The sequence below is a fragment of the Calothrix sp. CCY 0018 genome (assembly GCF_963920925.1).
Taxonomy (GTDB): domain Bacteria; phylum Cyanobacteriota; class Cyanobacteriia; order Cyanobacteriales; family Nostocaceae; genus Rivularia.
In genome coordinates, this window is the sequence record NZ_CAWUDI010000007.1 from 63,486 (window position 1) to 87,120 (window position 23,635).

The following is a 23,635-nucleotide window of genomic DNA, read 5'->3' on the forward strand; positions in this document are numbered from 1 at the left end:
CTTATGGAAAAGAGTATTTAGGCAGTTGGCATATCTACTTTTTCTTTTAACCCCTTGTTGTGAATGCCGACGAACTTAAACCAATTTTCTGCCTCTGCCAGACAGCTAATTACATCTGTTGTTGTATTAACTTAGATAATGCATAAAAGTACTTAAGACAGTGATACATTAGACACATTAAAATAAATGTACTTTGAGTGTAAGATTCTGGATATCTCATGGCAATTCAATATTAGCAGCATACTGAATGCGCGAAGTGCGGATATTTTTTGATAACTACTGTAAGAATTTGCCTTGTTTATGGCAATTACATATTAGGGGTGATGTTTAGGAGGTCACATTGAAACGACAATTAGGACAACAAATAGACCCGTCCTATGACCCTGTATTGCTCCAGAAGCAGCAGTTACTAAGTCAGGCAGTTCAGGAAGAGTGGCAAGTTCTTCAAAATACAATTCAACTTTATGTTATTCAAACGATAAAAAAATCGGGTGATACGTTAGGTAACAGTCGAGATCGCAATTTTACTGCAACATTAGCAGAAGAAATTTTCCACGAAACTGTTGAAACGGCTCTTAAAAAAGCTGATAAATTTGACCCTAATCGTTCGGCTCGTCTCTGGTTATTAGGTTTTGCGGTTAAAAAAATACAACGGTGGCAACGTCAAAAAATCCAGCAAAATAAGCGAATTACACCTATTGCCGAACTCCCCTTAGCTCGTAAACTTAAGCAACAAAATTCAGAAGAGGAAATTTTAGGAATATTATACGAGTCATCAAATTCGTCCGACCCTGAAATGTTGGAATATTTACTGTCTTTGGTAAATGACGCTAATCGAGAAGTACTTAAACTAGGTTTTGTTGAGGGTTTGGATGGAGAGTCCTTAGCTGCTGCATTAGGGACAACAGTAGGAGCGGCTTACACCAAAAAGCATCGTGCGATCGCACAGTTGCGCCAAGCTTATGCCCAAAGTCACAAGTCATCTGAGGAATAAGATGCAAAATCAAAATCAGCAGCCCTACTCCCGTGAAAAAGCTATCCATTTATATGTACAGGCTTTAGATAGGGGTGACATGGAAGTAGTAGCGCAAATACTTGATGCCGCTTGCGATGACCCCAAATTAGAGCGAATTATTACGGAAATTAATTCAGCTTACCAGGAAGAAGAACAGCTAACACCAATCGCAACCGATGCGGAAATTATTAGAAATTTATTACGCAAGCATTTATATAGTGCATTTGAAATTATTCAAGAAGAGGAAAAACCTTTAATTTTTGAAGATATTGATGAAGAAGAAAAATCAGTAACTGTTGGCGATGTTATGAAGCGTTTGCAACAGATAAACCGCGTACCATCAGCAGATAAAGAAATTATTAGTAAATTACTTTATAGTTCTGTACCGCTCCCTGTCAAACTTAGTATTCAAGCGGTTAGACAACTAGCAATTGAATTAAGAATTAATGCGAGCGAAAGATTCTTAGATATATTTCGAGATACAGCGATTACTTTATCAATGGGACACAGCCATAGTAGGGCACGATTAGCAGCAGCACGCGAACAAAAAGGTCGGTATAAATCCACATTAAAAAATCGCCAACCAATAGAAAGAAAAGTTAAAAATAATACTGAGGTTGATAAAAATAGATGATCCAAGAACATCGTCGTATGGCAATTTCGCAGGCTGTAGAACTGGTATATCGAGAAGCTGGACTGGAATTAGAAAATTTAAAACCTGGTGTTGTACCATTGTATGACCTAATTCGGACTTACCCAATTAGGGTTGCAGAAATTACAGACATGACTATTCAAAGTGTCGCCGATTTTTTGGAAGCAGAAACAGGACAAAAATTAGCTGTAACTGATAATGAAAGCCAAGATTCAAAGTTAGCAGGATATTTATATTTGCAGGAATACAAAGGTTTTTTTTATGGCTGCATTTTAGTAGAGCAAAAACCATTATTAGCTCCTATTTCACGTCGGCGATTTTCAGCAGCCCATGAGCTAGGACATTATTTGTTACATTTTATTTCTTTACTTGAAAGTCATCACAAAAATACTGTTCAGGAACCTTTAATTTTAACCGAAGGCTTGTATATTCCAAATCAAGATAAAAATGAAAATCAAGATGACACAAAAGAAGATAATGATAAATCAACAGCGCAATTTACTTTTACAAATGGGATACAAGCAGTCATTGATTATCTTGGGATAGATGAGAAACAAATGGAAGAAGAAGCTGACCAATTTGCTGCTGAACTTTTAATGCCAGCTTCGGCTTGTTTTACATTAGCTAGGAAGTTTCGGGGTCGATTTGGTACGAAAAGAGATGTTTTAGCAAAACGATTAGCAACTGAGTTTTTAGTCAGTAAAGAAGCCATAAAGCGACGTTTAAAAGATTTACAGTTACCAGAAATACTCTTAGATGCTCATTCATAAAAACCTACAGGTAGGAGAATTTAGTTAAAAAATGGGATTAGATTTTCTGAAAAATTATGATGGTTCTCGTGTTGAACAATATGATACACAGTTTCCTTTATTGTCAGAAGAAACTGATGAAGATTTAGAACTAACTCCAGAAAAAGTGGATTTAGATTATGAAGTAAAACCTCGGACAATTGATTGGGAACCGATTAATTTGAACACATTGCCTAACTGGCGACCTAGCCATTGGAATGAACGACCAACTCGTTTTGTCGATGGTAAAGATGTGGGGGAAACAGTAGCTTCCGTGCGTTCTCCAAGCGGTCAATTAGTTCCTATCCGTCTTTCCCAGATTGGCAGTATCACTATGCGGGAAGAAAACGGAGAATGTCGGCGCGAATTTGAGGTCGTAGATCGCGTAGTTTCGATGGCAGTAGACCTTTTTCCTTGGAATGAAGTAGAAAGTTTTGCTGCTGCTTTACAAGACACTGGATTTCGTTTGTTACCAGTTCGTCCTCCTAATGGGATCTCTTCCTACGATTTTGAAATCATGCGAAAGCGAACTCAACAACGTTCTAATACTGAAATGGAAGCATTGGAGGAATCAGCAATTTCCTATAGTGTCGAAAAACCAACTGTGGTAGACGGACGACTGCAATCGCGTATAGGAGGTTTTGATATTAATGAATCCCCCGTTTTTGGTGTAATTAAAACTCAACGCCAAAATTACTTACATATCAAAGGGATTCAAGTTCTGTACGGACTCGAAGCTGGTCAACGTACACCAGTGTTTACCATTTGCAGAGGATGGCTACCTGTTATTTCTTGGTTTGTACGTCTTTCTGGAAATGGCAGGACAACTCCTAGTACCGGAATTGTTCGTGTGGAAGCATCAAAAAGCTGGTTCGAGAAGCATCACAAGCGCAATTGGGATTTTGTGGATAAGTTATCCCAAACTATATATGAGTACCGCTGTCGAGAGCGCAGTTATGGACGCGCTGCTATTTCCTTACATCCAATTGTGCGAGCCGAAGAAAGTTTAGGTTCCCTTTTCCTACCATCAAGTATCCTATCTAATCGTTTTTACCGTTTAACCCAGTTATAAAGTATAAAACTCAAACAAAATATGACTGACGAAATATTAATTCCTGAATTCGATGTTAACGGAAACGGTTCCCATACAGGTATACCTAATGCCGATCAAGCAAATAGGACAGAAGATACAAATGCATCAGCTAATTCCTTTAACAGAATTATCGGTAAAGTAGCATCACCACCACAGAAAGAATCTACCTCAGAACAATTTCATTTTTGGGTGCGACAAGACAAACTGGTTGAAAAAACTCAAATTGTTCGTACTGAAAGTCATGTTGGCGGTATAACAATAAATTTTTACGCAATTGTAGAAGAGGTTTACCGACAAAGCCGTAAAAAAGATATTGGCGAAGAATTTGACGCTTTTGACGGTGATGTTAATTACCAACCGCAATTTCTTGGTGAAGGGGTTACTTTTGCTACTGCTACAATTTTACGTACCGAACCTCCTGTTTTAGCCCCACCTTTAGAACAAAGTTCGGTTTTCTTAGGGGATGACTCCGATGCTCGACTTGCTTACAGAGCAGATGAAATTGATAATTCCTTAGCAATTGGTTTGATTAAAAATGGTGGAAGCGCGATCGCCGGATCGGGGATGATAGACCTAGACTATCTACTTGGCATCAATGGCGGACACATGAACGTTAACGGTGTTGCCGGTCGAGGAACAAAATCCAGTTTTCTGCTATTTCTTATTTATCAATTATTGCGGAAAGCGCGTTATCGTGCAGAGGAATATCCATCAGATCCAAATCCCCTAATGGTTGTTCCTATAATTCTTAACGTCAAGGGATACGATTTATTTCATATTAATCGCTGGAGTAATAGATACAGACGTGAAGAACATTTAGCGGACTGGCAAAGATTGGGTGTTGAGAATCCAAAACCTTTTGAAAATGTTACTTTTTTTGCTCCACAAATGCCTGGTGGGAATATAGGAGTTGCAACTCGATGTCGTAGCGAAGTGCAGCCTTACAGTTGGAGTCTTGGCAACATTATTGAAAAAGGCTTATTTACTTATTTATTTGCTGATGATGATTCCATTAACGACAACTTTAGAGTTTTAGTTCTGGATTTAGAAGCTTACCTAACAGATGAAAGAGTCGCAAACGATGGTACTGTAAACCGCAGTTTACGAAATAATGCACCTCGAACTTTCCAACTACTTCTAGATTGGATATCAGATCCAGAAAATCGCAATCAATTATCTCCCGACCATCACAGAGCCACTTGGAGTAAGTTACGCCGCAAACTTTTATTGCTAGTACATGAAGGAAATGGGGTACTTCGACGTGACGACCAAAACGGTCATCCTCTCAATTTGGGTCAACGACAAACAACAGACCCGACAGTTATTGATTTAAACGCCTTAACGCGAGTTCCATCTTTACAACGGTTTGTTGTCGCCACAATTCTCCAACAATTAATTAACGAACGCACTGGAACTAATTCTGTTAAAGGCTTAGTTTACCTAATTGCTTTAGATGAACTTAACCGTTTTGCTCCTCGTGGTTCCAAAGACCCTATTACAAAATTAATAGAAAACGTCGCGGCTGAAATGCGATCGCAAGGAATCATTTTACTTGGTGCCCAACAACAAGCCTCAAAAGTTTCCGACAAAGTAATTGAGAACTCAAGCATTCGCGTAATTGGTCGTAGTGGAAGTCTTGAACTTTCCCAATCTATCTGGCGTTTTTTAAGTAAAAGCAACCAGCGCAAAGCTGTGGAACTAACTGTCAGCGAAAAAATGGTGATTCAGGACAACGAACCGATGCACGTCCGAGTACCGCTTCCTCCTTGGGCAATGAATCCCAGAGAAGCAACAGGTAATCCAGTGATTGATGTTGACGCAACAACTGTCGAAGAAGACGATGACGATGATATTGCTACTCACTAGGAGAAGATAAGATGCGAATTTTACACACATCTGACTGGCATTTAAACGATAGATTGGGGCGAATATCTCGTCAAGACGACATAGTAAAACGATTGGAGGAAATAGCAAATTATTTAGACGAACATAAAGTTGATGTAATGATTGTTGCTGGTGATTTATTTAGCCAGTACAACCGACTTGATGAATTAAAATCTGCCGTTGGGAAAATGAGGGATATTTTTCAGCCTTTTCTTTTAGGGGGTGGCACAATTATCACCATTAGCGGCAATCATGATAACGAAGCCTTCTTTGATTTAATGCACTCTGCTCTCGATTTAGCCGATCCAATTGACCTGAATAAATCAGGAGCAAGACCAACCGGAAGGCTATACTTAGCAGCACAACCAACTTATTTATTACTACAAGATAAAGCTGGTCAACAAGTTCAATTTATTTTGATGCCTTATCCAACTTCATCACGTTATTTGAAAGATCAAAAAACAAAATACGGCAGTTTAGATGAAAAAAATCGTTTACTTCATGAATCTATGCTTCAAAAAATTGACCGTATAAAGAATAAATTTATCAATCCGCAATTACCAAGTGTACTGGTTGGTCATGCACACATTCGCGGTAGTCAACTACATAATCTTTATCGTATCAGCGAGCGCGAAGATGTTGTTTTCGATGCAGGAGACATACCTACGAATTGGGCATATGCTGCTTACGGTCATATTCACAAACCACAAGCTTTAGCAGGTACTATCCATGTACGTTATTCAGGTAGTATTGAACGTCTTGATTATGGGGAAAGAGATGATGAAAAAAGCGTTGTTTTAGTTGAAATTGGGGCTAAAGGTAGGACTCAAGAACCTGTATGTTTATCGCTTAATGCCACACCAATATATCGGGTAGAAATTAACAATCCTGAAGAAATTGCCAGCTTAAAAGATAAATATTCCGAATTAGATAGAGCTTTAGTTGATTACGAATTAACCTACAAACCCGGCGAGCATAACCGCGATGCAATTTGCCGCGAATTGGATAAAATATTCCCCCGTTGGTACAACCGGGAAATAATGACTGACGGTTCATCAATATCTTTAAAAAGTTCTACTTTAGTAGCTAATACACAAGATGTAGAAACAACTGTACGCACATATTTAGAGCAGCAATTAGCAGGTAATAAAGATAAAGATGCTGTATTAAAATTGGCAGAGCAACTATTAGCTGACGAAACATTTAATAATTCTGAGGTAGAAATATGATTCCGGTTCGAGTCTATGTAGAAAATTTCATGAGCTATCGTGAAGGACAAGAATTGCTCTTTGATGGCGCTCCTCTATGGGTCTTATCTGGAGAAAATGGTACAGGAAAATCGACAATTTTTGATGCGATTAGGTTTGCTTTATACGGAAGTCATCGTGGTGGGAGTTCAAAAAATCAAAAGGACTTAATTAATCATCAAGCTGATGCTTTAACTGTTGAATTTGATTTTCTTATCAATGAGGAAACTTATCGTATTAGTAGAACAGTTCCCAAGAGAGGAAGAGCAACACGAGAAGTTTTTCGTTTAATTAATTCGTCATCAAAAGGAAATCCCCGGATTAAACCAGTAGAAAATACAGATAGTGATTCAGGTTTTAAAGACTGGGTAAAACGTGCTATTGGTTTAGATGATAAAGCCTTTACATCATGTATACTACTTATCCAAGGTAAAAGTGACAAATTGATAGAAGCTCCGCCATCTGGACGTTACGAAATACTAAAGCAATTAATAGATTTAACAGCATACGATAAGTTACATAAACTAGCAAATGAACGCCGTAAACATTATGAAGCGCAGCTAAAAAATCTTAAATCCCAATTGGAATCATCAGATGCAGTAAGTGATGCAGAATTTAATGCGTCTCAAGAAGTACTAAAATTAACTAATGAAAATTGTAAAAAAGCACAGCAAAAATTAGATAATTTAGGAATTATACTTGAACAATCTAAACAGTGGCAGCAACTAAATTGCAAAATATTAGAACTACAAAGTGAAGTAAAAAAATCCCAAGAATTACTAGCTCGGACTGATGAGATAGAACAGCAATTAACACGATCCAACGAACTAAAAACTGTGTTACCTTTACTAAGTTCTGTTATTAAGTCACGTCAACGTATTATTGATAACGAGAATGAAATTGAAAAACTTAACCGAAACTGTCAACAACTAAATGATGATTTAGAGCTAACATCTGCGAAAAAAAATGAACTTAATAATAACATTTTACAAATTAAACACAAAATTGAAAATCAACAAAAGGATAGTGATAATATTGTTAATCGGTTAGTTAAATTAATACCCGTCGTTGAAAAGCTATCACAAGTAGAGTCGATTCAAAAAAAAATACAAGGTTTAAATAAAACTTCGGCAGCTTTTCCTTCTAATTTAGATGAATTATTGCAAAAAGCAGAATCAGAAGATAACCAATTAGAAGATATTAGGAAAACATTGCCTTGGTTAAAACAGCTAGCTCAAGAGCGTAATAAATTAGTAGACGCGGTACAAGAAGAAAAAGAAGCTAATAAAAATTCAGAGTTTTTGCAAGCTCAGTTAAAAGAATATCAAACTCAACAAGAAAAACTAATTATTAATGTTACAGATGTTCGTGAAATTGAGAAAAAATTATCTGACAATATAATTCGCATTCAAACTGAGCATAAAGCTGTTATTAAAAGACGTGATAACTTTGAGGAAGCATCTCATCAACCCATTTGTGAATTATGCGGTCAAAAGATTACACCCGAACACGCTCAAGCGGAGAAAACAAGTTTAGATACTCAGATAGCAAACAAAGAAACTGATTTAAGTAGACTTAATAATGAATACGAAAAAGCAGAGGAGAATCTTAATTTGCTTTCAACAGAATTAGATAGTTTAAACAAGCAAATCCAAGTCAAAAAGAATAATTGTAACCAAAATCAAAATCAACTAAGTCAAGCACAAAGAGATGTTAAACAGTATACGGAACAAATTAAGAATACATTTATCAACTTACCAGCAGCTTATCAGATAAATATTTCTCCAGATAGCATAGACTCGGATTTTAATTGGGTTGATACTAGTTACCCAACAGAACTAGATTTGAAAGAATTAAATCAACGGCTAGATAATCGGCAAACTCAGACTCAAAACTTAAACCAACTACGCAATCAATTCTCTGAGTGGAAGGGTTTCAATACTCAACAACAAACTTATATTAAACAGTTAGCAGAACTTGAGGAAAGTTTCTCAATATCTGAGGCTCAAGAAGCACGTAGTGAGAAAAACAAGTTACAAGTATCACAAAATAACCTAAAATTAACCCTTGAAAAACTCAAGGAAGAACAAAACCTGATATTTAACAAAAAGAAAAAAGTTGATCGAGATGTGAATATATTGTCAAATAAACTACGACAGCATGAAATCGATTTAGGTGATAAAAAAGGTTCTCAAAATGAAATTAAATGGCACTTAAAATCTGATTTAGAAAGCTTACCATCTCAGTGGCAAGAATCAGTAACAAACATTGATGAAGAAAAGCTAGAAGAGTTGGATAGTGAAAGAAAAGGGCTAACAGAATACGAGATTTTATCTAACCAATTAAATACTGCTAGCGGACAAGTAGCGTTTCTTCAACAAGAAATTAGTAAAACTACTAATCAGATTGAACAATTACCCAACGAAGCAAAACGTGCTTCTCAAGAAGTCGAGCAAGAACTTACAACTGCTAAATCCGAACGAGACACCCTTTATGTAAAACGACAAAATGCTCAAAATAGCTTTCATGAACTTACTAACAAACGTAATCTGTACCAGCAACTTGAAAAACAAAAGCTTGATGCAGAACGCAATCAGAGCTTATACAAAATACTTTGTGATTTGCTAGGTAATGGGAAACAAGGTCTGCAATTAAAATTGTTGCGCGATGCAGAACAAGCAATTGTGCAGCTTGCTAATGAAATTTTAGATGGTTTATCACGCGGAAAAATGCGATTGGAATTACGTGGAGAAGCAGAAGAATCTAGCGCAGAGTCTAGCACAGCACTTGATTTAGTGGCATATAACCAAGAAATTGGATCTTATCCTACACCAATAGCTCAAATTAGTGGTAGTCAACGATTTAGAGTTGCTGTTAGTTTAGCACTAGCTATTGGTCAATATGCAGGGCAAGGCGCACGCCAGATAGAATCTGTAATCATTGATGAAGGATTTGGTAGTTTAGATAAAAACGGGCGCGATGATATGATTCAAGAACTTAACGAGTTACAGCATCGATTAGCACGCATTATTTTAGTTTCGCATCTTGAAGATTTTTCATCTGCTTTTTCCAATGGTTATTCTATCGAATTAGTTAATCAAGCTTCAAAAGTAAAACTTTTAGAATCTGTGTAATACACAAAGACTAAATTCTTAGTCATGAAATAGAAACTCTTTATGCAAAACTAAATTAAGTTGCTTAGATTGCCTGTTGATGCAAATTGTTGGTGGTATTAGTCTGAAGGGAAGCAAACCCCCCTATGGGATTAAAAATAATTATCTCTTCCCAGACTTATTAGTTTGCTTCCTCCACCTACCTCTAACCAAGCGGATTTCGTCAAAGCTATAACTATCACCCAAATATTCTTTAATAGGTGTTAACGCTATATCTCCCAATGCATCCAGCACTTGAATAATTTTTTTCTGCTTCTCAAGTGTGACTAATAAATTCAAATCTACAGGTTTATCTTTTTCAATCAAGTCGGAAAGATGACGGGTAACTGTAGTAGAACGAAGGTTGCGCTGTTGAGCAATTTCTTTGATGCTCAATCCTTCTTTGTGCAACTCAAAAGTTTGTAATTCAGTGTATGAAATATCTCCACTTGAAGAAGTTGATTTTGATGAAACCGAACTATTTTCTTGTAAATAAGCTTTAATGACTTTAATAAATTTATCGCCATATTGATTAAGTTTATGGCTACCAACTCCGGCAAGTTTACTAAATTCATCTCTAGTTTTCGGTTTCATCTGTGTCATCAGTTTTAAAGTTGAATCACCGAAAATCACGTAAGGGGGAACGGATTGAATATCTGCAAGCTGCTTGCGAAGTTCGCGCAATTTTTGAAATAGTACATCTGCTTGTTCTGCTTTCTCGCTTCGCTCTTTGCCAACAGTTTTTTCTTTTAGAGAAACAACAATCGAAACCGAACGCTGTTTCCGCATTACCTCCCAACTCAAAGAATTTAACTTTAATACTGCATAACCATCGGTAGTTTGTTCGAGTAAACCTTGGTGCAATAAAGAACGCCCTAACATTCGCCATTCATCAAGGGTTCTATCTTTACCAATACCGTAAGTAGAAAGTTTATCGTGTTCTTTGCTGAGAATTTTCTGAGTTTTTCTTCCTTGCAAAATATCTATAACGTGTTTCATCCCAAATCTTTGCTTGCAACGTGCTACGCAAGACAAAAATTTCATTGCTTCAATCGTCCAATCTTCAACTGGCTTGGGATTGCAGCAGTTATCGCAGTTACCACAATTACCCGAAAATCTCTCTCCAAAATAACTTAATTGAATTGCGCGACGGCAGTCTGTACCTTCTGCATAATCTATCATCTGACGCAATTGATGCTTGGCGATTTTTTGTTCTTGCTCGTCAGTTTTTTGCTCTATAAGCCATTCGATAGTTTTGACATCGCTGTAACTCAAAAACAGCAGGCACTTCGACAATTCACTATCTCTCCCCGCTCTACCCGACTCTTGATAGTAACTTTCTAAATTCCGTGAAATATCAAAGTGAACTACGAAACGCACGTCGGGTTTATTAATCCCCATGCCAAAAGCAATAGTTGCGACTATTATCCTCGCATCATCTCGAATAAACTTGGTTTGATTTTCGCTACGTTCTATATCGCTTAAACCGGCATGATAAGGTAAAGCAGAAATGTTATCGTGCTGCAATTTAAAAGCTAATTCTTCAACCTTTTTGCGCGTTAAACAATAAATTATTCCTGAATCTTCATTTTCTCGAATAAGTTCTAAAAGTTCGGCATAAGAATTCTTCTTTTTTGGACGAACTTCGTAATAAAGGTTTTGACGATTAAAAGAAGCGATATGAACGCTAGGTTGATTTAATCCTAATTGTTTAATAATATCGGCACGGACTCTTTCTGTAGCGGTAGCGGTAAGCCCCCAAATTGGTACATTCGGGTAACGCTGTCGCAGCGATATCATTTGTCGATATTCGGGACGAAAATCATGTCCCCATTCAGAAACACAATGAGCTTCATCGATCGCGAAAGCCGAAATACCAATTTGATGATGTACTAAATCAAGTAAAGGTAAAAATCTTTCGCTAAGTAAACGCTCTGGTGCAACATAAAGTAATTTGATTTTGCCAGCCAGAATTGCTTGCTCGCGCATCCTCACTTTATGAGGGCTAACACTGCTATTAAGAAAAGTTGCCGGAATTCCGTTTTTTCGCAATCCATCTACTTGATCTTGCATCAAAGCAATCAACGGCGATACTACTACCGTTAATCCATCTTTCATTAACGCAGGCAGTTGAAAACACAGTGATTTACCCCCACCCGTCGGCATAATAACCAATAAATCGCGATTTTCTAACGCCTCAATAATAATTTCTCGCTGCGGTGAGCGAAAGCTGTCATAACCGAAGTGATGTTTAAGAGCGTTTTCTAGATGGGGATACACAGACATATTATCGGTCAGTTATCAATTATCGGTAAGCTTTTTGAGGGAGGATAGAAGAAATCCTATATTGTTTTGGGCTTACATCTTACATACATATTTATTTATTTTATCTACCTAAAGTCCTGTTTGCTTAATTAATTACATTAAATTTTAAATAAATTTTAATCTTTAAAATTATGATTCTCTAATCGTTAAGTTATAAAGTAATATTTTATATTTGTAATATACGTTTTTCTACTGAACTTTTTTGAGGCTAAAAGCGTGTTAAATATTAGAGTATCAGGGAAAAATGTTTATATCACTGATTGCTATGAATTAGTTAAATATAAAAGTAATACAAGTAAGTGAACGAGAAAAAGAGCCGCTGTTTTCTAAGAAATCGGCAGAATAATTTTTACTGCTTTGGCATAGATTCTAAGTTGAATTTTACAGATATAGAGCGTAAAAGCATAAAACTCGCCTTTACAAATACTTTTGACTAATTCAAATTCTTAACCCATTAAAACTGATTTTCAAATCGTAGAAGATATATGACACAAACTCCACAGCGTCCGCCAACTAATACTGCTACAAATCGTACAGGTGCCCCAAGTGCCCCTCCAATGCCACCACCGCCACCAGCGTCTACACTAAGTACTCAGCGCCAATCTAGTCAACAAACGATAGAAATGCCTAACGGTAGTCGTGGTTTGACGAATCCTGCCGCTCATCGTCCGGGAGCGCCGCCACCGATGGCTAAAAATATACCCTCTACAAATTCGCAACCAACTTTTAAGCAATTAATTTTGGAAGCGAACGAAAAAGGGTTTTCCGATATCCACTTAGGAGTAGGTGAAATACCCCGCTTCCGCAACCGAGGAGAAATAGACACAACCGATTATCCAGAAACGGATAGAGAAACTTTTATGAGTTGGTTGCGTGAAACCCTAACAGAAGAGGAAATTAAGCGTTTTCAAGAAACCTTAGATTTTGATGGAGCAACTCAGTTCGATTTTGCCCGCGTGCGGATCAATATTTTTGATTCTCTGAAGGGTTACGCGATGGTATTGCGATTGATTCCAGTGAAAATATTATCAATGGAGCAGTTAAATTTACCTCCTGTTTTTAGAGATATTTGCCACTATCACAAAGGATTGGTTTTAGTTACAGGCCCCACTGGTTCTGGTAAATCAACCACGATGGCGGCGATGATTGACTATATCAATCGAGAGATGTCGAAACATATTATTACCATCGAAGATCCGGTTGAATTCGTTCATCAAAGTAGAAAATCTTTAGTTAAACAGCGGGAAGTCGGAATGCATACCCGCAAATTTGACAACGCTTTGAAAGCAGCTTTGCGAGAAGATCCAGATTTGATTCTTGTGGGAGAAATGCGGGATAAAGAAACAGTTAATACGGCGATGAAAGCCGCTCAAACAGGTCACTTAGTAATGGGAACACTCCACACCAACAGCGCGGTAAAAACCATCGAGCGTATTCTCAATCTTTTCCCCGGTGAAGAACAAGATCCGATGCGGGTAGCAATATCTGAATCTTTAGTGGCAGTTATTTCTCAAGGTTTGTGTCGCACGACAGATGGTAAACGTGCAGCTTTCCACGATATTCTAATAAACACTGAAGCAGTTAAAGATTGGATTAAAGACTCGAAATACGATGAAATGAGCGAGTTGATGAAGCAAGCGAGTTTCGACGGCATGATTACCATGAATCAGTCTCTATTTAACCTTTACCAAGAAGGTAAGATTACAGAAGAAACTGCATTGGAAATGTCACCAACTCCAAACGAGATGGCGCAGATGCTTCGAGGCAGAGTATAAGTTTAAGTAATTGGTTATTCCGCTAAATGTAGAGACGTAAAATTTTACGTCTCTACAAATCTAAAATCCAAAATCCTATAAACCATTGAATTCAAAAAAAACACCTTTTCCGAAGTTATTTAAAGGTATTGCATTATTTACACCAGGGGGAGATTTAATTTACTGTATCGATCCTAGTAAAAAAGGTAGATGGCATTCACATTTATGCAGTGCTTTACAGGAAATTTTAGATTTACCAGAACCACCTCATTTTTTGGTACCATTATATACAGCAACAATTGACCACTGGCTAGATCCACGCACGGAAAAAGTCAGAACTTTTGCAGAGGCTTATCCAGCGGCGATCCGTTATCAAGCTTTGTTAAATGCCGTTTTTAATACTGGTAATTTAGCTTGGCAAACAACTCCTTGGAATGATGATTTATGCGATAGCATAGTATTATCAACTTATCGTTCGAGCTTTGAGCAGTTGTGGGTAAATCACGATTTAATTGTGCGTTTAGAAGTATCCGAAGAACCTCCTATTGATTCTCAACCGCTATTAACTGCACCAAAAATGCCGTCTCAAAATCAACCTTATATTCTACGTTTATTTGTTGCAGGACATACTCCTAATACTGAGAATATACTTCAGAGCCTGCATGAATTGTTAGAAAAATACTTGGGAAGCCCTTATACTCTGAGAGTTGTTGATGTATTAACTCATCCCGAACAAGCAGAAATCTATCAAGTTAGTGCAACTCCTACTTTAGTTAGAATTTTACCCAAACCAACAAAAAGAATTGTTGGGGATATGGATAATACAGAGAAGATTCTACATATGTTAGGTATCTTAAATAAATTTAATTACTCGAATTGAATTTCTGATGGTAGCTCAAATAAACCGTTTTTACCAGCTTCAAATTCGATTACTTTAAATACCGCATCATTATTCAAAGCACCATAAATGTGGGGAAATTTCTCATTTTCTGTGACAGAATCATAACGAATTTCCGGTTTGACTTGATCGGAATCGATGAAAAGAAGCAGTAAATCTTTTTGGTTTCTAAAAAAATTATTTGCGACTTTTACAAGTTGCGCTGATGTCGAACAATGGATAAACCCTTCAGTTTCCAGCGAGTCAGCACGGTAAATTCCTTCTGAAGAAGCTTTTTCCCAGTCTTGACGGGGAGTGATATGGAAAATAGGTTTCATTTATAAGTTAGTTGTTAATAGTTTAAGTACCCGTGCAAAATTAATTTAAAAGCATACTAGTAAGGTGTGTTCAATGCACCTCCAAATTTCACCAGAGAATCCTGACTTAAAATCTAATATAAAAACGCTGCGTTAAGCACAAAACAGATATTTTTTATCATCGAAATTAGCTGTCGCGCTATAACACACCTTACATTGGATATAATCCCCAATATTCTATTCCCAACTAAGCTTCTTGATAAACTATCTCTTGAAACTGAATCACATCTTTTTGAGGATCTGAATGAGTTACTTTGACTAAAATTTCTTCACCTAAATCTACAGCACGTTTAAAGAACATGGGTAACTGCAAACCTAAATCTTCTAATAAAATAAGCGCTAAGTTACTATCTTCTCTCAACCACATCAAAACTGTTGTATCCCAAGCTTTATCTAAATGACGACGTAAGTATTCTAATGCCCAATATCTATTAGTTTGTCGTTCCACCATTACCACTTCTTGAGTAATACTAGTAACAGTCATCATTACTTCTTTCAATTCGTCTGCGGAGAAGGGCAGAACATCACCTCGAAGATGAGCTTTGATTTGAAAGTGAGTAAGTAAGTCGCTGTAACGACGAATCGGAGAAGTTGCTTGTGTATAAGTTTCTAGTCCCAAACCTGCATGACGCAACGGATTAATGCTCATTTCGCTCTTTGGCATACAGCGACGCATGGCACAGGCACGAACAAAACCTGCTGGTAATAATAGTAATTCTTCTTCTGGTGGTAATTCCGGCTGCGGCTGCCCGCGAAAAGGTAAAGGAATGCTATGAGTTTTACCATAACGAGCCGCGACTTCACCAGCAAGAATCATCATTTCAGCTACTAGTTGTCGCGAACGAGAATCATCTAATAAATCTATATTAACTTCGTCATCTTTAACCTTGATGGTAGCCTCGGGCATATTTATGCTGATGGCTCCTTGTTTGTAGCGCCAAGATTTACGCTTCAAAGCCCATTTACCAAGGGCTGCTATTTCGGGTTCTTCTCGCACTCCCGATTCCAAAATATCGTTTACATCTTCATAAGTAAGACGATAAGTAGGCTTGATTAAACTTGCATGAATGCTGTAATCTTCGACTCCACCTGTTTCATCTAAAATAATTCCGAAACTTAAAGCACAACAGATTTCTCCCTGTATCAAACTCATTGGCCCGGTTGCCAATATTTCGGGAAACATAGGAATCATTCCCGTAGGTAAATATACGGTACTTCCGCGCTTTCTGGCATCCAAATCTAATTCATCTTCAGGTACAAGCCATCGCGTCGGATCTGCAATGTGTACCCACAATTTTTCTCGATTGTCGGGGAGCATTTCCCAACTTAAACCATCATCAATTTCAGTCGTTGTTTCATCATCAACCGTATAAACTTTTAGATGAGTTAAGTCCAAACGGTTAATATCTAGATCTGGAGGAGGAGAGTTTAAGCGTTCATGGGCCACATCTGTTACCTTAGTAGGAAATTGAACCGGAATTGAGGAACGACGTAGAAACAGGTTTTCATTTGGACTCCACCAACCCAAATCAACGAGCAACCCGAACGCTCCTTGAGGAGTTGCGGTACGTCCGAGCATCGTCATGGTTTCTAAAACTTGTGCGGGTGGGGGATAAGCTTGAGCCAAAGAATCGTATTTCACTCCACCCCGCGTTACGTCTGCTAATAACGCCGCATATTTTTCTAAGGCTTCAAGTCTGTGGCGATCGTGCTTTTGCCATTCTACAGCTTCACCATCAAGTGCCTGCTGTACCCTTGTTAAAAATTCTTGCTGTCCTTTAGCTTTGAGCGCTTCTACTTCTATTTGGTGCTTGCGTTCTGCAACGGCACTCGCGCTTCGTGGTTCGTAACCGTCACCTTTTTGCTTGAAATAAACTTTGTCATCCGATAACAAGCAGTGAGCTGCATAAACTTGAGGTGGTTCTGCTTCAGAAAACAGCAAATTCGCCATTTCTTCTGGAGTTGCAGACGCACCATCTTCTACCAGTAATTCCCAAGCCACCTCTAAACTGGAAGGATCTAAATACGACTCTACCTGTTGCAGAAAATCCGGTATCTCTGATGCATCGTAAGTTTGTCCGACAACTTTGTAAGTAAATTGTCTCGGCGCGAGACTTGTGGATTGTCCTCGTTCATCTAACACAATAAAACGATTTTTTCCGTCTGGACGCTCTACCACACCCAAACGGCGATCGCCTTGATTTCTAAATTCTACCAGCGTCCCCTTTTCCACAAGCCTTGTAATTCATTCAAGTTTTCAGTTATTAGATTTTGGATTATCTAAGATAAAAGATAAAATCCTAAAATCATGCTCGTCTTCAATACAAAAAATTCAAAAACATCCGCTGCCTTCACGGTTTGATTGCCACTTATATCAAAGTTGTAAACCTAGTTGTAAGCTTAAATATAAAAGTAGCATGGGAGGCAACCCACCGCTATGATGCTTAGAAGGCCTCCCCTTTTACTTTATGCTTGAAATAATCAATTTAAGCTTCAGCATTCACAAAAGGCAATAAAGCCAAAAGTCTGGCGCGTTTAATTGATGCAGTTAAAGCTCGTTGTTGCTGAGAAGTTAAACCAGTAATTCGACGTGGAAGTATTTTACCGCGTTCGGTAATAAATTTACGTAATAAATCAACGTCTTTATAATCTATAGGTTCCCCTGGTTTGATGGGAGAAAGACGACGACGATAATAAGCCATTTTTACTTAATTTCCTTGTGAACGGTATGCGTGTTGCAATGCGTGCAGAACTTTTTAAGTTCCAAACGGTTAGTTGTATTTCGACGATTCTTAGTACTCGTATAACGAGAAACTCCAGGCGAACGCTTGTTAGCGTTGCTGCGACACTCAGTACATTCTAGTGTCACTATTATACGGACACCTTTACTTTTAGCCATAATAAGACAAACAATTTAAGCTAGCAGATAATAACACAAATAATCATTGTCTCACATTCATTCGCCCAATTTCAACTATTTGCCGAATCAAGCATGAAAACAGAAACAGAAATAGTTGTAGGGTGACGAAATTATAATAATTCCAGAATTGCTGCGATGCAAACTCTGTACCACTATCAATTGCGCTTAGGAATCACGCTTAAGTATAGCAGGCACTTTACTCCAAAGTTTCAAAAATATTTAATTCATGAAAAAACGGGCAGGATGCCCGTTCCCCAAGAAACCTATTGTTAAGCTAATTGATAAACCTTTAACCTTTAACCTAAACTACCGCTTGGCAAATTTCTTCGACATCTTCCGCAAGCGAATTGATTCTGGTGTAACTTCCACTAATTCATCTGGCCCAATATATTCCAAAGCCCTTTCCAAACTCATGTCTACTGGTGCTTGTAATTGAACTAATTCATCACCACTAGCAGCACGATGGTTTGTCAACTGCTTGGTTTTACAAACGTTCAATTCCAAGTCTTGAGGACGATTATTTTCTCCAATAATCATACCTTTATAAACTTTGGTACCGGGAGTAATGAAGAAAGAACCTCTATCTTCAGCATTTTTCATTGCATAGAAGGTAGCAACACCTTCTTCAAAAGATATTAGTACACCATTGCGACGAGCAGAAATATCGCCAAGAATCGGACGGTAATCGAGGAAACTGTGGTTCATGATGCCGTCACCGCGAGTGATACGCATGAATTCACCACGGAAGCCAATCAAACCACGAGCAGGAATGATGAATTCTAATTGCGATCGCCCGTTACCACCCATTTGCATATCCTGCATTTCACCTTTGCGCTGTCCGAGTCGTTCGATACAGCCACCAACGCCTTCTTCGGAAACGTCTAAAGCCAAGAGTTCGTAAGGTTCGCAAGGTTGTCCGTTAACTTCGCGATAAATTACCTGTGGCTGGGATACCTGAAACTCATAACCTTCGCGACGCATGGTTTCAATTAAGATACCCAAGTGAAGTTCACCACGTCCGCAAACCCCAAATCTATCGGGAGAATCGGTTTCTTCGACGCGCAAAGCTACGTTGGTTTGCAATTCGCGCATCAAACGATCTCTAATTTGCCGAGAAGTGACAAAATCACCTTCCTGTCCGCAGAATGGTGAATCATTCACCGAAAAGGTCATTTGTAAAGTCGGTTCGTCCACTTTAATAAGTGGCAATGCTTGGGGTTCGTTAGGACAGGTGATGGTTTCTCCAATATTGGCATCGGCAAAACCAGCGACTGCAACAAGATTACCGGCGGATGATTCTTCTAATTCAACTCGCGCTAAACCTTCAAAACCCATCAACTTACTAATTTTAGATTTGACAATTTTGCCATCTTCCTTAATTAAAGCAGCTTGCTGTCCGGCGTTGATGGTACCGTTGTGAATTCTACCAATGACAATTCTTCCCAAATAATCAGAATAATCCAGAGTTGTAACTTGTAACTGCAAAGGCTTCTCTGGATCGCCTACTGGTGGTGGAACGTGGCGTAAAATTCCATCAAATAAAGGCTGCATATCCTTATCTTCATCTTCCAGTTTATTTTTAGCGAAACCAGCTAAACCAGAAGCGAACAAATAGGGGAAATCGCATTGGTCATCATCTGCTCCTAATTCCAAGAACAAATCCAATACTTTATCAACTGCGACATGGGGATCTGCTCGGGGACGGTCGATTTTGTTAACTACAACAATCGGACGCAATCCTTTTTCCAAAGCTTTCTTCAACACAAAGCGCGTTTGAGGCATGGGGCCTTCATTTGCATCCACAATCAGGACGCAACCGTCCACCATGCCCAAGACTCGCTCAACTTCGCCACCGAAGTCAGCGTGTCCGGGAGTATCAACAATATTGATTAAAGTTTCTTTGTAGCGAACGGCCGTATTTTTGGAAAGAATCGTAATTCCTCTTTCTCTTTCCAAATCGTTTGAATCCATAACGCAATCCGGAACGTCTTCCCCTTCACGGAAAATGCCAGATTGTTTGAGTAGGGAATCAACGAGAGTTGTTTTGCCGTGGTCTACGTGAGCGATAATAGCGACGTTACGGATTGGGAGCGTCATAAAAAATCTCGGTAGTTTTGAAACTCAGTGCTTTCGCTTCTGAGATGAAAAACGCCTTGTGCAGGAATAAAGCGCCGTGGTTAAAATACTGGTTTTTGAATGGAGATAATCCCAGGAACCAGTAAACCTGTTTTAGTCTTCTCTTAAGGCAACTGACCAAACAGTTTTAAAGATAATCCGCGCTACGGAAGCACGCCGGAAGTTTGTACTAGTTAGCGGTTCTATGAGCTAGTCAGACACGTAAGATTTGGTTCTTACAAGTTCAGTTTCTTTAAACCTGAGTTACTGACAAGTTCGTCCGATGAACTGCGGGTTTTATATTGTAAACTTGTGAAGGCTGTATTAACAGAATTCGGAAAAAAATGCTAACTCTGTAAACATCCCTTAACAATTCTATCTTACTCTTTCCGTTTCAAGAAAGATTTGGTAATGGGTAATTGGGAATTGGACATTGGGCATGGGGAATAGTTAGAAGTAAAATACCAAGAGTTATAAATTTATTACTCGCGGTTATTTATCCCATTACCTATTACCTATTTAAAAAATGCCCCACATAGTTCTACTTGGTGATTCAATTTTCGATAATGCTACTTACGTCGGCGAAGATCCTGATGTGATTACGCAGTTACGAATGAAAGTTCCTGAAAATTGGAATGCTAGCTTAAAAGCGATTGATGGTAATAAGGTTGATGATGTTTACGCTCAACTAGAACAATTACCCAAAGATACGACTCATTTGGTTTTAAGTATCGGAGGAAATGATGCACTTTGCTGTATCGGCATTTTGAATGAAAAAGTGGCTTCTTCTGCTGAAGTATTTATTAAACTTGCTAATTTGAGAGAAGACTTTGAACAACAATATCAGAAGTTATTGCAGAGTATTTTAAGTCTTAAGCTTCCTACTGCTCTGTGTACTATTTATAATCCGAATTATCCAGAGTCAACTTATCAAAGAATTGGAGTTACTGCTTTAACAATTTTCAACGATGTAATTATTAGGCAAGCTTTTCAAAATGGTATTCCGCTGATCGATCTAAGATTAACCTGCAACGAAGCCACAGATTACGCAAATCCCATTGAACCTTCATGCGCTGGTGGTGAAAAAATTGTGAATGCGATTGTTAATGCTGTATTAGAGCATAATTTTAGTAAACGCTATACTCAAGTTTTTTATTAATTTAATCAGGGAGTAGAGAATAGGGAGTGGGCAGTAGAGGTAAGGCTTATATACTCCGTGCATATTCTGTTACATAGCCCCGGTTTATTTGTGCCGACTTATCTATTTACACTAACTATCTTTATCCCAAGTCCGTAATTGAAAGTAAACCAACACCATTGTTATTGCTAATAAAACGGTTGCAGCAGCAGCAGCATAACCGAAATCAAATTGACCGAAAGCTTCTTGATAGATGTAATAAACCAGTAAATTTGTAGAATTTAAAGGGCCACCACCACTAATTACGTAAACTTGTTCAAAACTGCGTAAAGTGAAAATAACGGTAGTTATCGTCGCAAATATCAAAGTTGGTCGCAATCCTGGTAAAGTAACGAACCAAAACTGCTCCCAACTATTAGCACCATCGAGTTCTGCTGCTTCATAACGACTAACTGGAATCGCTTGCAAACCAGCTAGAAACACTACCATATTGAAACCAAGCTGCTTCCAAATACTGAGTAAAATTATTACTGGCATTGCCCATACGGTACTGCTTAACCAAGATATAGAATCAATTCCAATACTATTTAAAAGTGCATTAACGGGGCCTTCATTTTGAAATAACCAGCGAAATCCCAAGCCAGCAGCGACTAAAGAAATAATTGAAGGTAAAAAATAAGAAGTTCGTAAAAATCCCCGCAAGACTATATTAGTGTTTAATAAAACTGCTAAGAATAAAGGAATTACGATACTGGGTATCACCGTAGCAACTGTAAAATAAACGGTATTCCACATAACTTGTGAAAAATCCGGATTAAGTATTAAACGTAGATAATTTTTGAATCCTACCCAAGTTGTACCGTCTTTAGTAAAACTACCATTGGTGAAGCTCAGGTAAAACAAATAACCAATGGGACCGATTACAAAGACTCCTAGTAGTATAAGTGCCGGAGTTAGGAAAAACCAAGCTGCGAAGGTTTCATTATCAAGTAATTCTTTGAAAGAAGAGTTGGAATTTTTAGTATTTTGCTGCATTTGATGCGGTGATATTTAGCTTAAAGCTATTTTACTCAAATGCGGTCAGTCTATTTTGAATTAATTATCAGGTTTTCTTACACACCCGTTGTCTTGTTGCAAACGCCGAGTTAATAGCAAAATTCCTATGAATCTGACTTCTTGCACCATTTTCAACAACCACCTTGGAATAAATTCCCAGACTCAAAAGCAAAATCTGATAAATCAGACTGGGTAAGGCTTTTAGTAGATTAAACTTACATTTTGCACCATTCTTAGTAGCTGGAGCCAGAGCCTCCAAGCCTTAGTTCCCAGGTTGAAACTCGGAACCAGAAACAAGAGCCGGAGATTGTTGTTGAAGTAGTCAAACAGTAGTTTGGTGCGTTACGAATACGGCTAACAGCACCCTACAAATAAGTAATCAAAGTAGGAAAAATATACATCTTTGGTAGCAAAGCCTAAAAAGCGATAATATTTTTTTGCTACCGATTTATATACAAATATGACTTCTGTCTCCCCAAGTTTGTTATCTCCCGATATCCCTACACATTCACAGGTATCAAGTAAGCCTTTAAAACTAGGAATTATGGCTTCTGGTAGTGGTAGTAATTTTGAAGCAGTTGCCGAAGCGATTCAAAACGGACAATTAAACGCTGAAATTCAAGTTTTAATTTACAATAATCCCGATGCTTATGCCGCAGTACGTGCAGATAAGTGGAATATCAAAGCCGTACTCATCAATCATCGCGACTACAAGCACCGGGAAGAATTAGATAAGCAAATTGTACAAACACTGCATCAACATGGTGTGGAATGGGTAATTATGGCTGGCTGGATGCGTTTAGTAACTCAAGTACTAATCGACGCATTTCCTCAAAAAATTATTAATATTCATCCCAGCTTGTTACCCAGTTTTAAAGGAGTAGGAGCAATAGAGCAAGCAATTGAAGCTCAAGTCAAAATAACTGGCTGTACCGTGCATTTAGTTTCGTTAGAAATGGATAGCGGCAAAATTCTCATGCAAGCAGCAGTACCAGTATTGCCCGACGATACCCCCGAAACACTCCACAACAGAATTCAAATTCAAGAGCATCGGATTTTGCCCGCAGCGATCGCCATAGCAGTGAGCAATGAACAGTGAACAGTGAGCAGTTAGGAGTTAGGAGTTGTAAAACCATCTGTAGTGGGAGCCGAAAAGCTCCCTTTTTTTATATCCAATGCCCAATGCCCAATCCCCCACGGCCAATTACAAATTACGAATTACAAATTACGAATTATCCTATT

Annotated in this window: 18 protein-coding genes; 11 read left to right on the forward strand and 7 right to left on the reverse strand. The window is 38.2% G+C overall.

Annotated features, from left to right (window positions below; translation table 11 throughout):
- The first annotated feature begins 340 nt into the window (after positions 1-340).
- Genes ACM03V_RS06965 through ACM03V_RS06995 form a run of 7 tightly spaced genes read left to right on the forward strand, consistent with a single transcriptional unit; the run spans position 341 to position 9,813 of the window.
- Positions 341-994, forward strand: a complete 654-nt coding sequence (locus ACM03V_RS06965) for an RNA polymerase sigma factor (protein WP_414620040.1) — start codon at positions 341-343, stop codon at positions 992-994.
- A gap of 1 nt (position 995) precedes the next feature.
- Positions 996-1,649, forward strand: coding sequence for a hypothetical protein (locus tag ACM03V_RS06970; RefSeq protein ID WP_414620041.1), 654 nt, complete (start codon positions 996-998; stop codon positions 1,647-1,649).
- Positions 1,646-2,437, forward strand: a complete 792-nt coding sequence (locus ACM03V_RS06975) for an ImmA/IrrE family metallo-endopeptidase (RefSeq protein ID WP_414620042.1) — start codon at positions 1,646-1,648, stop codon at positions 2,435-2,437. The genes ACM03V_RS06970 and ACM03V_RS06975 overlap by 4 nt, the downstream gene beginning before the upstream one ends.
- Before the next feature lie 31 nt (positions 2,438-2,468).
- The gene (locus tag ACM03V_RS06980; protein WP_414620043.1) at positions 2,469-3,527 is read left to right on the forward strand and encodes a hypothetical protein; all 1,059 of its coding nucleotides are present in this window, start codon (positions 2,469-2,471) and stop codon (positions 3,525-3,527) included.
- A 21-nt stretch (positions 3,528-3,548) separates the two neighbouring features.
- Positions 3,549-5,414 carry an ATP-binding protein gene (locus ACM03V_RS06985; protein WP_414620044.1) on the forward strand — a complete coding sequence of 622 codons (1,866 nt, stop codon included), beginning with the start codon at positions 3,549-3,551 and terminating at the stop codon, positions 5,412-5,414.
- Between the two features lie 11 nt (positions 5,415-5,425).
- A complete protein-coding gene (locus ACM03V_RS06990; protein WP_414620045.1) occupies positions 5,426-6,661 on the forward strand; it encodes a metallophosphoesterase family protein in 1,236 nt (411 codons plus the stop codon).
- Positions 6,658-9,813 (forward strand): AAA family ATPase, encoded by a 3,156-nt coding sequence (locus ACM03V_RS06995; RefSeq protein WP_414620046.1) that lies wholly within the window; start codon positions 6,658-6,660, stop codon positions 9,811-9,813. The genes ACM03V_RS06990 and ACM03V_RS06995 overlap by 4 nt, the downstream gene beginning before the upstream one ends.
- A gap of 141 nt (positions 9,814-9,954) precedes the next feature.
- On the opposite strand, the gene recQ is transcribed toward ACM03V_RS06995, so the two are convergent.
- The gene (recQ, locus tag ACM03V_RS07000; RefSeq protein WP_414620047.1) at positions 9,955-12,117 is read right to left on the reverse strand and encodes a DNA helicase RecQ; all 2,163 of its coding nucleotides are present in this window, start codon (positions 12,115-12,117) and stop codon (positions 9,955-9,957) included.
- A 524-nt stretch (positions 12,118-12,641) separates the two neighbouring features.
- Here recQ and ACM03V_RS07005 point away from each other — a divergent pair.
- Together ACM03V_RS07005 and ACM03V_RS07010 are read left to right on the forward strand one after the other, a co-directional pair.
- Complete coding sequence (locus tag ACM03V_RS07005) at positions 12,642-13,931, forward strand: type IV pilus twitching motility protein PilT (RefSeq protein WP_414620048.1); 1,290 nt, start codon at positions 12,642-12,644, stop codon at positions 13,929-13,931.
- Between the two features lie 85 nt (positions 13,932-14,016).
- Positions 14,017-14,790 carry a circadian clock KaiB family protein gene (locus tag ACM03V_RS07010; protein ID WP_414620049.1) on the forward strand — a complete coding sequence of 258 codons (774 nt, stop codon included), beginning with the start codon at positions 14,017-14,019 and terminating at the stop codon, positions 14,788-14,790.
- Here the strand turns inward: ACM03V_RS07010 and ACM03V_RS07015 are convergent.
- The 5 genes from ACM03V_RS07015 to typA all read right to left on the reverse strand — a co-directional run bounded on the left by ACM03V_RS07015 (position 14,778) and on the right by typA (position 20,181).
- Positions 14,778-15,125 carry a DUF952 domain-containing protein gene (locus ACM03V_RS07015; protein ID WP_414620050.1) on the reverse strand — a complete coding sequence of 116 codons (348 nt, stop codon included), beginning with the start codon at positions 15,123-15,125 and terminating at the stop codon, positions 14,778-14,780. The genes ACM03V_RS07010 and ACM03V_RS07015 overlap by 13 nt on opposite strands.
- Positions 15,126-15,351: 226 nt before the next feature.
- Complete coding sequence (locus tag ACM03V_RS07020) at positions 15,352-17,397, reverse strand: ribonuclease catalytic domain-containing protein (protein ID WP_414620051.1); 2,046 nt, start codon at positions 17,395-17,397, stop codon at positions 15,352-15,354.
- 253 nt (positions 17,398-17,650) lie between these two features.
- Complete coding sequence (gene rpsR / locus ACM03V_RS07025; protein WP_414620052.1) at positions 17,651-17,866, reverse strand: 30S ribosomal protein S18; 216 nt, start codon at positions 17,864-17,866, stop codon at positions 17,651-17,653.
- Between the two features lie 2 nt (positions 17,867-17,868).
- Positions 17,869-18,063: a 50S ribosomal protein L33 gene (gene rpmG, locus ACM03V_RS07030; protein ID WP_015116211.1), complete on the reverse strand. Its 195-nt coding sequence runs from the start codon at positions 18,061-18,063 to the stop codon at positions 17,869-17,871.
- Between the two features lie 327 nt (positions 18,064-18,390).
- A complete protein-coding gene (typA, locus tag ACM03V_RS07035; RefSeq protein WP_414620053.1) occupies positions 18,391-20,181 on the reverse strand; it encodes a translational GTPase TypA in 1,791 nt (596 codons plus the stop codon).
- Positions 20,182-20,725: 544 nt separating this feature from the next.
- Between typA and ACM03V_RS07040 the strand changes: the two genes are divergently transcribed.
- On the forward strand, positions 20,726-21,358 hold the full coding sequence (locus tag ACM03V_RS07040) for an SGNH/GDSL hydrolase family protein (RefSeq protein ID WP_414620054.1): 633 nt from the start codon (positions 20,726-20,728) through the stop codon (positions 21,356-21,358).
- A gap of 111 nt (positions 21,359-21,469) precedes the next feature.
- On the opposite strand, the gene ACM03V_RS07045 is transcribed toward ACM03V_RS07040, so the two are convergent.
- On the reverse strand, positions 21,470-22,372 hold the full coding sequence (locus ACM03V_RS07045; RefSeq protein ID WP_414620055.1) for a carbohydrate ABC transporter permease: 903 nt from the start codon (positions 22,370-22,372) through the stop codon (positions 21,470-21,472).
- A gap of 481 nt (positions 22,373-22,853) precedes the next feature.
- Between ACM03V_RS07045 and purN the strand changes: the two genes are divergently transcribed.
- Positions 22,854-23,492 (forward strand): phosphoribosylglycinamide formyltransferase, encoded by a 639-nt coding sequence (purN, locus tag ACM03V_RS07050; protein ID WP_414620056.1) that lies wholly within the window; start codon positions 22,854-22,856, stop codon positions 23,490-23,492.
- Positions 23,493-23,635 lie beyond the last annotated feature (143 nt).

Bases quoted from the DNA above. Each gene is read 5' to 3' on its own strand.
- ACM03V_RS06975 (WP_414620042.1), top strand. From the start codon at position 1,646: ATGATCCAAGAACATCGTCGTATGGCAATTTCGCAGGCTGTAGAACTG.
- recQ (WP_414620047.1), bottom strand. From the start codon at position 12,117: ATGTCTGTGTATCCCCATCTAGAAAACGCTCTTAAACATCACTTCGGT.
- typA (WP_414620053.1), bottom strand. From the start codon at position 20,181: ATGACGCTCCCAATCCGTAACGTCGCTATTATCGCTCACGTAGACCAC.
- ACM03V_RS07045 (WP_414620055.1), bottom strand. From the start codon at position 22,372: ATGCAGCAAAATACTAAAAATTCCAACTCTTCTTTCAAAGAATTACTT.
- ACM03V_RS07015 (WP_414620050.1), bottom strand. From the start codon at position 15,125: ATGAAACCTATTTTCCATATCACTCCCCGTCAAGACTGGGAAAAAGCT.
- ACM03V_RS06970 (WP_414620041.1), top strand. From the start codon at position 996: ATGCAAAATCAAAATCAGCAGCCCTACTCCCGTGAAAAAGCTATCCAT.
- ACM03V_RS07040 (WP_414620054.1), top strand. From the start codon at position 20,726: ATGCCCCACATAGTTCTACTTGGTGATTCAATTTTCGATAATGCTACT.
- ACM03V_RS06995 (WP_414620046.1), top strand. From the start codon at position 6,658: ATGATTCCGGTTCGAGTCTATGTAGAAAATTTCATGAGCTATCGTGAA.
- rpsR (WP_414620052.1), bottom strand. From the start codon at position 17,866: ATGGCTTATTATCGTCGTCGTCTTTCTCCCATCAAACCAGGGGAACCT.
- ACM03V_RS06990 (WP_414620045.1), top strand. From the start codon at position 5,426: ATGCGAATTTTACACACATCTGACTGGCATTTAAACGATAGATTGGGG.
- ACM03V_RS06980 (WP_414620043.1), top strand. From the start codon at position 2,469: ATGGGATTAGATTTTCTGAAAAATTATGATGGTTCTCGTGTTGAACAA.
- purN (WP_414620056.1), top strand. From the start codon at position 22,854: ATGACTTCTGTCTCCCCAAGTTTGTTATCTCCCGATATCCCTACACAT.
- rpmG (WP_015116211.1), bottom strand. From the start codon at position 18,063: ATGGCTAAAAGTAAAGGTGTCCGTATAATAGTGACACTAGAATGTACT.
- ACM03V_RS06985 (WP_414620044.1), top strand. From the start codon at position 3,549: ATGACTGACGAAATATTAATTCCTGAATTCGATGTTAACGGAAACGGT.
- ACM03V_RS07005 (WP_414620048.1), top strand. From the start codon at position 12,642: ATGACACAAACTCCACAGCGTCCGCCAACTAATACTGCTACAAATCGT.